Below are 12,685 nucleotides of genomic sequence, written 5' to 3' on the forward strand. Positions count from 1 at the left end.
CCTAGGCCGCCTCGGAGGCGGCCGTCAGGCGGGCGAGTTCGCCGTCGGTCAGCTTCAGGTCGGCGACCGCCACGAGCGCGGGGACCTGCTCGACGGTGCGGGCCGAGGCGATCGGCGCGGCGACGGTGGGGCGGGAGGCGAGCCAGGCGAGGGCGACGGTCGCCGGCTCGGCGCCGTGGGCCTCGGCCACCTCGTCGAGCGCGGCGAGCACGGCCTGGCCGCGCGCGGTCTCGGCGTGGGCGGAGGCACCGCGGGCGCGGACGCTCTCGACGGTCCTGCCCGGGCGGTACTTGCCGGTGAGGAAGCCGGCGGCGAGCCCGTAGTACGGGACGGCGGCGAGGCCGGCGTCGGCGGCGGTGTCGAGGAGCGGGCCCTCGTACTTCTCGCGGGCGACGAGGTTGTACTCGGGCTGCAGCGCCACGTACCGGGCGAGCCCCTCGGCCTCGGCGAAGTCGAGGGAGGCGCGCAACCGCTCGGCGGAGATGTTGGAGGCGGCGACGGCCCGCACCTTGCCCTCGCGCACCAGCTGGTCGAGGGCGGTGACGATCTCCTCCACGGGCACGGACTCGTCGTCGAAGTGCGTGTAGTAGAGGTCGATGTGGTCGGTGCCGAGGCGGCGCAGGGACTCCTCCGCGCCGGCCTTGATGGTGGTGGCGGACAGGCCCTTGAGGGGCGAGTGGGCGCCGACCTTGGTGGCGACGACGATGTCGGAGCGGTTGCCGCGGGCCGCCATCCAGCGGCCGATGATGGTCTCGGACTCACCGCCCTGGTTGCCCTCGACCCACTCGGAGTAGACGTCGGCGGTGTCCAGGAAGTTGCCGCCGGCGGCGGCGTAGGCGTCGAGGACGGCGAAGGACCGCTCCTCGTCGGCGCTCCAGCCGAAGACGTTGCCGCCGAGGGCGAGCGGGAAGACGTTCAGGTCGGAGGTGCCCAGCGGGCGCAGGGGAGAGGACATGACGTCCTCAACTCCCTGCGCCGCCGGTCGTATTCCGGTCGAGGAGCCTGAACCCCGACCGGCACGCGTACGCGTCCGGAGTCAGACCGACAGGCCCTTCGAGCGCAGCCACTCCGCCGGGTCGATGCCGGAGCCGTCGGGGGTGTGGACCTCCATGTGGAGGTGGGGCCCGGTGACGTTGCCGGTGGCGCCGACGCGGCCGATGGTCTCGCCGGTGGCGACGGTCTGGCCGGCGGCCGCGGTCATCGAGGAGAGGTGGCAGTACCAGACCTCGGTGCCGTCCTCCAGCCGCAGGACGATCCGGTAGCCGTACGAGCCGGACCAGCCGGCCGACGTGATGGTGCCGCCGTGGACCGCCTTGAGGGGGGTGCCGGTGGGGGCGGCGAAGTCCAGGCCGGTGTGGTGGCCGGAGGACCACATCGAGCCGGACTGCATGTAGGTGGAGGTGAGGGTGTAGGAGGAGAGCGGCATGGAGTAGCTGGCGGCCAGCCGGGCGAGCCGCTCGGCCTCCGCCTTCTCGGCGGCGATGCGCTCGGCCTCGGCCTTCTCGGCGGCGAGCCGCTCCGCCTCCGCCTTGGCCTTCGCCTCGGCCTCGGCCTTGGCGGCGGCCTCCGCCTGTGCCTGGGCGTCGGCGGCGGCCTTCTCCGCCGCGGCCTTCTCGGCGGCGAGCTTCTCCGCGTCGACGGCGGCCTGCTGCTGCTGTTCGGCCTGCTGGAGGATGCGGGCGCGCAGGGCCTCGCCGGCATCGGCGGCGGTGGCGGTGCGCTCCTCGGCCCGGGTGCCGGCGGTGGTGTCGGCCGGGGCGGTGTACGTGACCGAGGTGAGCGGCTTCGCGGCGACGCCGCCGGCCGCGACCGGCGCGGACGCGGTGGTGGTCCGCTCCTCCTCACCGCCGGGCAGGAGGTCGCCGACGCCGGGCAGGTCGTGGGCGTCCGGCAGGCCCAGGTCGGGCAGGTCGGGGAGGGAGATGGCGACGGGGGCCTTCTCCTGCGCGGTGGCGAGGCCGCCCGCGCCGACGGCGGCGATGACGCCGACGCCGAGGACGGTGGAGGAGCGGGCGAAGTTGGAACGCTGCTTCACGACCCGGTGCCGGCCGCCGGAGCGGCTCTCGGCGCGCAGGGAGCCCTCGGTCGGGTTCCACTCGCCGGGGGCGGGGGTGAAGGAGGCCGTCTCGTACGCGCCGGGCGCGAAGCCGTCCGGGTCGTCCGCGCCGACGGCACCCCGGGCGCCGAAGGGGTCGAAGGGGGCCTCGGGTGCAGGGGTGTTGGACGCCACGGAGGCGTGCTCCTTTCCTTCCTTCTCGCCTACCGGGTTAGCTGACGGGTTCGGAGCAGGAAGGTCTCCTACGGGCTCTTCGCACGGGGGAGGTGCGAGGGGCCCGATTCACCCCAAGGGTTGGTTCCCCGGTTCCCTTACGGGATTCGGCACATGCGCACGGAGCCGTCTCTTGCGACGGCTGGGACGACCGCGCTGCGTTATCGAACGTTAATAGACACCGCACTCCTATTCCAAGCCGTTCCCCTTGATCATTCAGTGAATTGGCAGGGAATCGCCCGAGTTGAGCCCCCTTCAGTGAGCTTCCGCCCGAACCACCGAATCTGACGTTGTGTCAATTGTTATCGCTGTGAGACCTTGTGGGCACGGACCGTGACCGGCTCCGGTCAGTGCGCCACCGGCCCCGGCGGCACCACCGGCATCGTCCGCCGCCGCTCCGGCGCCCCCGCCGTCGGCCGACTCACCGCGAGCAGCGCCATGTCGTCCGTCGACCCGCCGCCGGTGTGCCGCCGCACGTCGTCCACGAGCGCGTCGAGGAGCTCCTCGGGACCCGGGAAGACCGCCCCCGCCAGCCGGGCCGCCGGATCGTAGAAGACGCCGTGCGCGTCCCGCGCCTCCGACACCCCGTCCGTGTGGAACAGCAGCGTCGCGCCCGGCGGGTACGGCCACGCGTCGGCCCGGTCCGGCCCCACCGCCAGCTCCCCCATCCCGAGCGGCAGCGCCGCCTCGGCCGGCTCCAGCGGCTCCACGCGCCCGTCCCCGTACAGCAGCAGCGGCGGCGGATGCCCCCGGTTCACGATCCGTACGACCCCGCCCGCGCGCGGGATCTCGGCCAGCACCGCCGTCGTGAACCCCTCGACGGCGTCGAGGCCCTCGCGCCGCGTCCCCTCCCGCGTCAGGGCCCGTTCGAGCCGCGCCGCCACCCCCTCCAGGGCCGCCTCCTGCTCGGCCGCCTCCCGGAAGGCGCCGATCACCACGGCCACCGCCTCCACCGCGTCCATCCCCTTGCCCCGTACGTCGCCGACCAGGAGCCGCACCCCGTGCGGGGTGTCCTGCACGGCGAAGAGGTCGCCGCCGATGAACGCGTCCGCCTGCGCCGCCTCGTACCGCGCCGCGCACTGGAGCCCGCCGATCCGCTCCGCCGGCATCGGCAGCACCGCCCGCTGCGCCGCCTCCGCGATGACCCGCGCCGACGCGAGCCGCTCGCCGCTGCGCCGCACCACGAAGTTGATCAGCATCGCCAGCGCCGAGACGGTCACCACGGTGAGGGTCTCGGTGAGCGAGGGCACGTCGGAGAGCGTGCGGTTGTACGCGTGCAGCCCGACGGAGGCGAGGATCGCCGCGAGCCCGGTCAGCAGGGTCGTGAGCCGGGAGAAGAACGGCGCGGCGATCAGCGGGGCGGCGGAGAACAGCGGCGCCGCCGTGTACGCGGGCGGGGTGCACAGGTCGAAGACCACCCCGCCGAGGATGATCAGCGGCGGCAGCGCCCGCAGGAACCTCCGGGTCGCCCCGAAGGCCACCGGCGGCCGCGGCTCACCCCCGTAGGGGCCGCGGGGCGCACCGGACCCGGCGATACGGCCGCCGGGCTCCTCGCCCCGAGGGTGTGCCACCTGAGAACTCCTGACCGGTCGGGGCCCGCCACCGGACCGTGCGGGCCTGGACCCGCGACCGCACACCCCTCAAGCCTCCCCGACCCGGGCCCGCCCGGCGACCGGCGGCGTCCGACCGGCTGACCCGGGGGCGCGCCGCCCCTTTCCCAGGCACGCGGTCGGCCTCCCCTCCCCAGCAGGCCGACCGGTGCGGTTCTGGCCGCCGTTTACTTCAGGCGCGGGCGCCCCACCGGCCTCACAGGTTCCGCTCGGCCCACACCGTCAGGGCGTCCCGCACCAGGACGGCGGTGCCCTCGCCGTGCCGGTCGTAGTTCTTGGCGAACCTCGGGTCGTCCACGTACATCCGGCCGAGCCCGATCAGGTACTCCTTCGTCGGCGTGGTGGTGCCCGACAGCCACAGGTACTGCCTCCGGGCCAGCGCCTGCACCTCGTCGCTGTCCGCCGCGAGCCCGGCCGCGGCGGCCGCGCCGAAGTCGCGGGCGATGGCCGCCTGCGTCTCCATGAACTCCTTCTTCTCGGCGTCGCTCAGCGAGCGCCACCAGCGGTCGCCCCGCTCGTACGCGTCGCGGCCCCACCGTTCGGTGACCTCCGCCTCGTACCGCGTGTGATCGAAGCCGTCGAAGACTTCCTCGGCCATGAGCCGTTCTCCTCTCTCGGTCTTGTGGAGAGTGGTCCGCACGGCCTCGATCTGCCGCCCGATGCGCTCGCGCTCCTGCTGGAGGAGGGCCAGATGCGTGCGCAGGGCGGCCGAGGTGTCCCGCTGGCCTTCGAGGACCTCGGCGATCGCGGGCAGCGAGAGCCCGAGCTCGCGCAGCAGCAGGATCCGCTGCAGCCGGACGAGCGCCGCCTCGTCGTAGTACCGGTAACCGTTCGCGCCGATCCGGCTCGGCTCCAGCAGCCCCAGCTCGCCGTAGTGGCGGAGCGTGCGGCTGGTGGTGCCGGCCTTCCTGGCGATCTCCTGGATCGACCACTCCATGACCGGAACGGTAGAACTTGACGTTGCGTAAAGGTCAAGCCGCGACGGCACGCACCGGGAACGCCGAAGGCCCGGACCGTCTGAGACGGTCCGGGCCTTCGGGCTACTGAGTAGCGGGGACAGGATTTGAACCTGCGACCTCTGGGTTATGAGCCCAGCGAGCTACCGAGCTGCTCCACCCCGCGTCGGTGAATATGACCTTACGGCATGGGCGGCGGAAACCGAAATCCGATATCCGCGCGGCCGGCTCCCGGGTCCCGGCCGCCCGGTCAGCAGCCGCAGTCCTCGGCGTCGACCGGGGCCGTCAGCGGGTCGGCGGCCTTCCGCGCCGGCCCCTCCCAGGTCTCGTACGCGAAGCCCTCGCGCGCCCAGTACTCGAAGCCGCCGAGCATCTCCTTCACCTGGAAGCCCAGGTGCGCGAGGGCGAGCGCGGCCCGCATGGCGCCGTTGCAGCCGGGCCCCCAGCAGTAGGTGACCACCGGGACGTCCTTGTCGAGGAGCCGCTCCGCCTGCTCGGGGATGAGCGCGGTGGGGAGGTGGACGGCACCGGGGACGTGCCCCTGGTCCCAGGACGCGGTCGACCGGGTGTCGATCAGCACGAAGCCGGGGTTCGCACCGGTCTCGCGGGCCTCGGCCAGGGCGGAGGCCACGTCGGAGACGTCCGCGTGGAAGGCCAGGCTGGCGGAGAAGTACGCGACGGCGGCGGCGGGGGAGGCGGGCGGGGTGCGCAGCACGGGGTTCACGGGGTTGGTGGGGTTCGCGGAGGGGAGGGCGGGGGCGGGGTTGACCTGGCTGTCTGTCGTCGTCATGGTGAGCAATCTACGGATGATGATCATCGCGCTGAAGTGCCGTTCCACGGGGGTCGCCGTCTTCAGCCGGGGAAACCCCGGTGAACGACCGTGTGCGGCGTGGATCTCACGGGACGAGACGCCGAGGTGTCACATCCGCTGGTTCAGGTCCGTCATGGAGGCATGACGGGACGCGAAGGGGGACACGGGCGGATGGACGAGACGACGTCGGACCGGGAAGCCGCGGACGCGACCGGGGCGGGCCCCGGAGCGGGTGCGGGTGGCGGCGCTGGTGTTGGTGTCGGTGCTGGTGCCGGTGCTGGCGCCGGTCCCGAGGACGGTGCCGGCGCCCGCGCCGGGCGCGGGCTCGACCCGGAGGCGCTGGCGCGGCGGTTCGACGCCGACCGCGGTCACCTGCGCGCCGTCGCCTACCGGATGCTCGGCTCGCTCAGCGAGGCCGAGGACGCCGTCCAGGAGACCTGGTTCAAGCTCAGCCGCACCGACGTGAGCGGGGTCGCCAACCTCACCGGCTGGCTGACCACCGTCATCGGCCGGGTCTGCCTCGACATGCTCCGCTCCCGCGGCTCCCGGCGCGAGGACCCGCTCGACACCTACGTACCGGACCCGATCGTGCGCATCCCCGGCATCGGCGATCCCGAGCACGCCGCCGAGGTCACCGAGTCCGTCGGCCTCGCGCTCCTCGTCGTCCTGGAGACGCTGTCGCCCGCCGAGCGGCTCGCCTTCGTACTGCACGACATGTTCGCCGTCTCCTTCGACGAGATCGCGCGGATCGTGGACCGCACGCCGGCGGCGACCCGGCAGCTGGCGAGCCGGGCTCGGCGCCGCGTCCAGGACGCCGACCCCGGGCCCGGCCCCGACGCGCGCCGCCAGCGGGAGATCGCCGACGCCTTCCTCGCCGCCTCCCAGGGCGGCGACTTCGAGGGCCTGCTCGCCGTCCTCGACCCGGACGCGGTGCTGCGCGCCGACGGCGGCCCGCTCCTCGCCGGCGCCTCCAAGGTGGTGCGCGGCGCCGAGGCGATCGTCCGGCAGGCCCTCATGTACGCGAGCTTCCGCAACGCGGCGCTGCCGCTCGTCGTCAACGGCGCCCCGGCCGTCCTGGGGGTCGTCGACGGCAAGCCCGCCTCCCTGCTGGCCTTCACGATCGCCGGCGACCGCATCGTCCGGATGCACGTCCTCGCCGACCCGGAGCGCCTCGCCGCCCTCCACATCCCGGAGGAGGCCCTGGCCCGCGCCGTGTACCCGGCCTGATCCCCGGAGGCCGTACCGTCGCCCGGCGAACGGCCACGAACAGCGGGACGGTGGCGACCCACCGGGACCACGGGCAGTCCACGTCCACCGCCCCCGGTATGTGCGGGGGCGAGCCCTCCGCCCCGCCCGGGACGCCGCCGGCCTCTTCCGGGAGGCGGGCGCCCGCGCCGCCTCTGGCGGCTGAGGACGACCCGCGAGCCGCGCCGCTCCCCTACCCGGCCGGCCACCGCCTCTTCAGCAGCGAGGCTCCTATGGCCAGGGAGGCGACGCCGCTGGCGAGTCCGAGGACGGCGCCGGCGGCCACGTCGCCGGGGTAGTGGACCCCGGTGTGGACGCGGGAGTAGCCGACCGCCGAGGCGAGCAGCCCCAGCGGTACCGCCGCGGGCGGCAGGACCACGCCGGCGGCGGTGGCGAAGGCGACGGCCGAGGCGGTGTGACCGGACGGGAACGAGGCCGATTCCGGCATCGGCACGTGCCGGCCCACCACCACCCGTGCCGCCTCCCGGTCCGGGCGCGGCCGGCGGACCAGCCGCTTGCCGAGGAGGTTGGCCGTCGCCGAGGCGATCGCGATCGCGCCGATGCCCGCGACCGCGGCGCGGCGCGGGCGCCCCGGGACGAGGGCGAGCCCGGCGGCGACGGCGAAGGAGATCTTGGAGTGGTCGGCGGCGTTCGACAGCCGGCGCAGACCGACGTCCAGGGCGGGCGTCGGCGTGGCGGCCACCGCCCCGTACACGGCCCCGTCCACCGCTCGGAGGTCGTGCAACACGGCCTGGGCGGTGGAGAAGGCGGCCCGGGACCGGTCCCGCAGCCGCCCGCCGGACGCGGTCCGCGTGCCGCCCCTGTCCTCGTACGTGCTCTCGTCCTCACTGCTCATGCGCCACTCCTGTAGGAATCCTCGGACGACCTCCGAGGACGGTTGACAGCGGAAGTTCCCGACCTGCTACCCGACCTGCTCCCCGCACCGCTCCCCGGCCCGCTCCCCTCACCGCTTACCTCACCGCTCCCCGAACCATTCCACGCCCCCGCCCGGTACGGGTCGGGGAACGCGATCCGCACGAGCCGGCGCCAGTCCAACGGCGGAGGCGGCGGAACCACTCCCGGCCGGACCCTCGGCACCAGCACCCGCAGCGCCCGCGGCCGCAGTTCGCAGACGACCGGGGTCGGCAGGACGAGCGCCTCCCCGTCCACGGCCACCGGCAGCGTCCGCTCCGCCTTCGGCACACCGGTGTTGGTGACCGCTCCGTGGACTTCGACGCGCCGCGCCGTCAGGACGTTGAGCGCGCCGGACCGGTTGCCGAGGACGGCCAGCTCGGCGGCGTCCGCGGCGCCGTCCACCCGGATGCCGATGACGCCGAGCCGGCCGCCGTCCAGCCGGGTGCGGTGCCCGGCGCCCGCGCTGAACGGATCCGGCGCGGCGTAGGGGTTGTTGCTGACCAGGATGGCCTGCTGGGCCGGCAGCCGGGTGGCGTCGGCGGTCGCGTCGAGCCGGTCGCCGAGGCCGCCCCGCAGCAGGTCGGGCAGGGCCTCGAACGCCGTCTCGGCCTTGGCGTCGCGGTACTCGGGCCGCTGCACCACGTCCGCGTACACGCCGAAGGAGACCGTGTTGACGAACGGCCGCCCGGCGACCGTCCCCAGGTCGACGCGGAGCTCCTCCCCGTCGGTGAGCGCGTCCAGGCAGGTCGCCGGATCGTCCCGGTCGAGCCCCAGGTCCATGGCGAAGTGGTTCCGCGTCCCGGCGGAGATCACGAGAAAGGGCAGGTCGTGCTCGACGGCCACCGCCGCGACGAGCGCCTGGGTGCCGTCCCCGCCGGCCACCCCGAGCAGATCGGCGCCGTCGGCGACGGCCTTCCGGGCGAGCGCCGTGACGTCCACGGCCGCGGCCGGATCGAGCACGACGACCCGCGCCCCCAGCCGCTCCGCCTTCCGCACGAGCCCGAACCGCTCGACCTTCCCGCCCCCGGACTTCGGATTCATGATCAGCACCGGCTTCCGGGGCCGCTCGGCGGCCATGGCGGGCGCGGGCGCGTCGACCGCCTCACCCGGCTTGCGCAGCGCCGCCCGGGCGCACCCGAGCGCCACCGACCACAGCCCGAGCGCGGCCAGCGCGTACAGCCACAACCCGCCGACCACGTACAGCACGAGCCCGCCCACCGGCGCCCCGACCGCGACCACACCGCCCGCGACCCGCAGGACCCCCCGGTGCGCGACGAACCACCACAGCCCCATGGCCCCGGCGACCAGCCCCAGGACCCCGCTCAGCAGCACATACAGCCCGCCGCCCCCCAACGCCGAGAGCAGCACGACCACCGCCCCCGCGGCCGCCCCCAACGCCCACCGGGCCAACTCCCGGGCACCCCCGGCCCCGACCCCGGCGCCCCACCACCGCACGTCCCCGTCCACGACCCCACCTCCACCTTCCAAGCCTCCCCCACACTCCCCCGAACCACCCCACGACAGCATCCGTTCGCGCGAAGATCACACCTGTCACCGCAGGGCCGGAGGCGTCCTGACGAGCCGGATAATCCGTTGACGCCCCCGGGAGCCCCCTTGTTAGCCTGCGCGGGTCGTTCTGATTCCTTCTGGGCCCGTGCGCCCTCGGAAAGGGTGTTTTATGACCCGGCCCGCGCCGAGTGCGCCTCGCCGTACCGCCTGACCGTCCGTCCCGTTTCGCCGCTCGCTTTCCCGGGTGGCTGCCGGACGTGTTCTCCGGTGCTCCGCATGGGCCCGCGCGCCACCGTTCCGTGGCGTCGCCGGGCCGGCTTCCGACGAGGCCCCTCGGCCTGCTCTTGCTGTCTCGACCGACTCTTCAGCAAGGAGCAACCGGGTGTCCGACCCCACCTCCCGTCCCGCCCCTCACACCCTCGGCCTCAGCACCTTCGCCTGCGCGTGGTGCGGACTCACCGTGTCCGCGTACGCCTCCGACGGGGCGCCGCGCAACCACTGCCCGTCCTGTCTGCACTCCCGGCACGTCCTCGACCACGTCGAGGGCGGGTCGAGCGACTGCGAGGGCCGGATGTCGCCGATCGCCATCGCCGTCCTGCGCACCGGTGACTGGCGGGTGATCCACCGCTGCGTGCGCTGCGACGAGCTCACCTCCAACCCGGTGTGCGTCGACGACAACCAGCTCATCCTCATGCGCATGGCGGTCCGCCCGCTGGCCCAACCGCCCTTCCCGCTCGAAGCGTTCGGAACCCTCTGACCGCCCCGGAACGGAAAGGAGCACCACCATGCCGCGCAACAACCGCTCCGGCCGCGGCCGGAACCGGCCCCAGCGGTACAAGGACGTCCTGCACACCCAGGGCGGGCACCGGGCGAACGACTTCCGGTGCGCGTCCTGCCGGCTCGACGTGTCCCCGAACGCCCCCGGCACCGCGCACCGGAACCACTGCCCCCACTGCCTCGCCAGCCTGCACGTCGACCGGAGGGTCCCGGGCGACCGCGCCGCCGACTGCCGGGGTCGGATGGAGGCACTGGGCATGTCCGTCCGCCCGGACGGCGAGTGGCTGATCATCCACGAGTGCGCCGCCTGCGGCGAGCTCAGCGCCAACCGCGTCGCCGGCGACGACAACCCGCTCGCCCTGATCCGCCTCGCCCTCCGCCCCCTCACCGACCCCCGCCCCGCCGGGCGCGCCCTGCTCGCCCTGTGACCCGGGAGACGTGACCGGGAACGACGCGGCCCCAGGTCGGCGACCTGGGGCCGCGGGCGCTCCGTGGTGGGCCCCTCACGCCTTCAGCGGCTCCCACCAGGAACGGTGGGCGCGGTACCAGGCGACCGTCTCCGCGAGGCCGCGCGGGAAGTCGTGCACCGGGCGGTAGCCCAGCTCGTCCCGCGCCCGCGTCCAGTCCACGGAGTACCGCAGGTCGTGGCCCTTGCGGTCGTCGACGTACACCACGCGCTCCCAGCCCGCGTCGCACTCCTCCAGCAGCAGCCCAGTGAGCTCCTTGTTGGTCAGCTCGGTGCCGCCGCCGATGTTGTACGTACGGCCGGCGCGTCCCCGCGTACGGACCAGCTCGACGCCCCGGCAGTGGTCCTCGACGTGCAGCCAGTCCCGGACGTTCGCGCCGTCCCCGTACAGGGGCACCGTCAGCCCGCTCAGCAGGTTCGTGACGAAGAGCGGAATGACCTTCTCGGGGTGCTGGTAGGGGCCGTAGTTGTTGGAACAGCGGGTGACGCGCACGTCCAGGCCGTGGGTGCGGTGGTGGGCGCGGGCCAGCAGGTCCGCCGAGGCCTTCGACGCGGCGTACGGAGAGTTCGGGGCGAGCGGCTCGTCCTCGTCCCAGGAGCCGTGGGCGAGGGAGCCGTACACCTCGTCGGTCGAGACGTGGACGAAGGTGGAGATCCCCTGCCGTACGGCGGCCTCCAGCAGGATCTGCGTGCCCAGCGTGTTCGTGGTGACGAAGCCGGCGCCGCCCGCGATGGACCGGTCGACGTGGGACTCGGCGGCGAAGTGCACCACCTGGTCGTGGTCGGCGAGCAGCCGGTCCACCAGGTCCGCGTCGCAGACGTCCCCGCGTACGAAGGAGAAGCGCGTGTCGGACCTGACCGGGTCCAGATTGGCCGGGTTCCCCGCGTAGGTGAGCTTGTCGAGGACGGTGACCGCCCCCACCGGAGCGGTGGACGCGCCCGCTCGGCGCCGGCCGCCCGGCGCGAGGAGCATCCGGACGTAGGTCGAGCCGATGAAGCCGGCACCGCCCGTGACCAGGATCTTCGGGGCCGTGCCGGAGGAGGGGGACGTCATGCGTGGATCTCGACCTTGCTGTGATCACCGATGACCAGCCGGTGGCCGGCCGGAGCGGCGGGGGCGGGGGACACGACGGCCTCACGGCCTATCAGGGACGCCTCGACCCGGCGTACGCCGTCGATGCGGGCGCCGCCGAGCACGATCGAGTTCTCGATCTCACTGTGCCGCAGCGCGCAGCCCGGCGCGATGGAGGTGTACGGGCCGACGAGGCAGCCGGTGACCGTGGTGCCCGCGCCGATCACGGCCGGGCCGATGATCCGGGACCGGACCACGCGCGCGCCCGGCTCGACCACGACCGGGCCGATCAGCTCCGAGTCGGCGTCGACGCTGCCTTCGACGCGGGTGACCAGGGTGTCGAGGACGGACCGGTTGGCCTCCAGCATGTCGGCGGCGTTCCCGGTGTCCTTCCAGTAGCCGGTGATCCGGGTCGAGCGGACGTCACGGCCCGCGTCGATGAGCCACTGGAGGGCATCGGTGATCTCCAGCTCGCCGCGCGCGGAGGGGGCGATGGCACGGACCGCCTCGTGGACGGCCGGGGTGAAGAGGTAGACGCCGACGAGGGCCAGGTCGCTGCGGGGGTGCGGCGGCTTCTCCTCCAGGCGCACCACCCGGCCGTCGGGGCCGAGTTCGGCGACGCCGAAGGCGCTGGGGTCGGGGACCGAGGTCAGCAGGATGCGCGCGTCGGGCCGCTCCTCGCGGAACTCGTCGACCAGCCCGGTGATGCCGCCGACGACGAAGTTGTCGCCGAGGTACATCACGAAGTCGTCGTCGCCCAGCCAGTCACGGGCGATCAGCACGGCGTGGGCGAGGCCCAGCGGCGCCGCCTGCGGGATGTAGGTGACGCGCAGCCCGAACCGGGAGCCGTCGCCGACGGCGGCCCGGATCTCGTCGGCGGTGGCGCCCACGACGACGCCCACCTCGGTGATGCCGGCCGCCGCGATGGCTTCCAGCCCGTAGAAGAGCACCGGCTTGTTGGCCACCGGGAGCAGCTGCTTCGCCGAGGTGTGGGTGATGGGCCGCAGCCGGGTGCCGCTGCCTCCCGCGAGGACCAGAGCTTTCACGCGACGACT

At 74.1% G+C, this 12,685-nt stretch carries 13 protein-coding genes, 1 tRNA gene and 1 riboswitch; of the genes, 3 read left to right on the forward strand and 11 right to left on the reverse strand.

The genetic code is table 11. The features are described from left to right. Position 1: 1 nt before the first annotated feature. The 7 genes from ACFZCF_RS10795 to ACFZCF_RS10825 form a co-directional block, all read right to left on the reverse strand. Positions 2 to 955 (reverse strand): aldo/keto reductase, encoded by a 954-nt coding sequence (locus ACFZCF_RS10795; RefSeq protein ID WP_388441889.1) that lies wholly within the window; start codon positions 953 to 955, stop codon positions 2 to 4. A gap of 81 nt (positions 956 to 1,036) precedes the next feature. Further along, entirely contained in the window at positions 1,037 to 2,230 is a 1,194-nt protein-coding gene (locus ACFZCF_RS10800; RefSeq protein ID WP_391286066.1) for a peptidoglycan DD-metalloendopeptidase family protein, read from the reverse strand. Positions 2,231 to 2,241: 11 nt separating this feature from the next. Beyond that, positions 2,242 to 2,392: riboswitch (cyclic di-AMP (ydaO/yuaA leader) on the reverse strand. 224 nt (positions 2,393 to 2,616) lie between these two features. After that, the gene (locus tag ACFZCF_RS10805) at positions 2,617 to 3,840 is read right to left on the reverse strand and encodes a SpoIIE family protein phosphatase (protein WP_391286069.1); all 1,224 of its coding nucleotides are present in this window, start codon (positions 3,838 to 3,840) and stop codon (positions 2,617 to 2,619) included. 235 nt (positions 3,841 to 4,075) lie between these two features. After that, complete coding sequence (locus tag ACFZCF_RS10810) at positions 4,076 to 4,816, reverse strand: MerR family transcriptional regulator (RefSeq protein WP_388441898.1); 741 nt, start codon at positions 4,814 to 4,816, stop codon at positions 4,076 to 4,078. 111 nt (positions 4,817 to 4,927) lie between these two features. Continuing rightward, positions 4,928 to 5,001: transfer RNA gene (locus tag ACFZCF_RS10815), tRNA-Met, on the reverse strand. A gap of 84 nt (positions 5,002 to 5,085) precedes the next feature. Beyond that, complete coding sequence (locus tag ACFZCF_RS10820; protein WP_391286071.1) at positions 5,086 to 5,625, reverse strand: rhodanese-like domain-containing protein; 540 nt, start codon at positions 5,623 to 5,625, stop codon at positions 5,086 to 5,088. A 129-nt stretch (positions 5,626 to 5,754) separates the two neighbouring features. Then, complete coding sequence (locus ACFZCF_RS10825) at positions 5,755 to 6,018, reverse strand: hypothetical protein (RefSeq protein ID WP_391286684.1); 264 nt, start codon at positions 6,016 to 6,018, stop codon at positions 5,755 to 5,757. Between ACFZCF_RS10825 and ACFZCF_RS10830 the strand changes: the two genes are divergently transcribed. Next, positions 5,986 to 6,873 (forward strand): sigma-70 family RNA polymerase sigma factor, encoded by an 888-nt coding sequence (locus ACFZCF_RS10830; RefSeq protein ID WP_391286669.1) that lies wholly within the window; start codon positions 5,986 to 5,988, stop codon positions 6,871 to 6,873. The genes ACFZCF_RS10825 and ACFZCF_RS10830 overlap by 33 nt on opposite strands. Before the next feature lie 211 nt (positions 6,874 to 7,084). On the opposite strand, the gene ACFZCF_RS10835 is transcribed toward ACFZCF_RS10830, so the two are convergent. Next, positions 7,085 to 7,747 (reverse strand): phosphatase PAP2 family protein, encoded by a 663-nt coding sequence (locus ACFZCF_RS10835; RefSeq protein ID WP_391286073.1) that lies wholly within the window; start codon positions 7,745 to 7,747, stop codon positions 7,085 to 7,087. Continuing rightward, positions 7,744 to 9,273, reverse strand: coding sequence for a diacylglycerol kinase family protein (locus ACFZCF_RS10840; RefSeq protein ID WP_391286075.1), 1,530 nt, complete (start codon positions 9,271 to 9,273; stop codon positions 7,744 to 7,746). Before ACFZCF_RS10840 ends, ACFZCF_RS10835 begins: the two co-directional genes overlap by 4 nt. Positions 9,274 to 9,697: 424 nt before the next feature. Here ACFZCF_RS10840 and ACFZCF_RS10845 point away from each other — a divergent pair, with 424 nt between their 5' ends. Both ACFZCF_RS10845 and ACFZCF_RS10850 read left to right on the forward strand, forming a co-directional pair. Then, on the forward strand, positions 9,698 to 10,072 hold the full coding sequence (locus ACFZCF_RS10845) for an RNHCP domain-containing protein (RefSeq protein WP_388441911.1): 375 nt from the start codon (positions 9,698 to 9,700) through the stop codon (positions 10,070 to 10,072). Positions 10,073 to 10,100: 28 nt separating this feature from the next. Continuing rightward, positions 10,101 to 10,520, forward strand: coding sequence for an RNHCP domain-containing protein (locus ACFZCF_RS10850; protein WP_388441914.1), 420 nt, complete (start codon positions 10,101 to 10,103; stop codon positions 10,518 to 10,520). Positions 10,521 to 10,595: 75 nt separating this feature from the next. On the opposite strand, the gene rfbB is transcribed toward ACFZCF_RS10850, so the two are convergent. Together rfbB and ACFZCF_RS10860 are read right to left on the reverse strand one after the other, a co-directional pair. Then, positions 10,596 to 11,612: a dTDP-glucose 4,6-dehydratase gene (rfbB, locus tag ACFZCF_RS10855; protein WP_391286078.1), complete on the reverse strand. Its 1,017-nt coding sequence runs from the start codon at positions 11,610 to 11,612 to the stop codon at positions 10,596 to 10,598. Beyond that, entirely contained in the window at positions 11,609 to 12,676 is a 1,068-nt protein-coding gene (locus ACFZCF_RS10860; protein WP_388441920.1) for a glucose-1-phosphate thymidylyltransferase, read from the reverse strand. Before ACFZCF_RS10860 ends, rfbB begins: the two co-directional genes overlap by 4 nt. Between the last annotated feature and the right edge of the window lie 9 nt (positions 12,677 to 12,685).

Origin of the sequence: Streptomyces sp. NPDC007945 (assembly GCF_042958885.1) — a bacterium.
GTDB lineage: Bacteria > Actinomycetota > Actinomycetes > Streptomycetales > Streptomycetaceae > Streptomyces.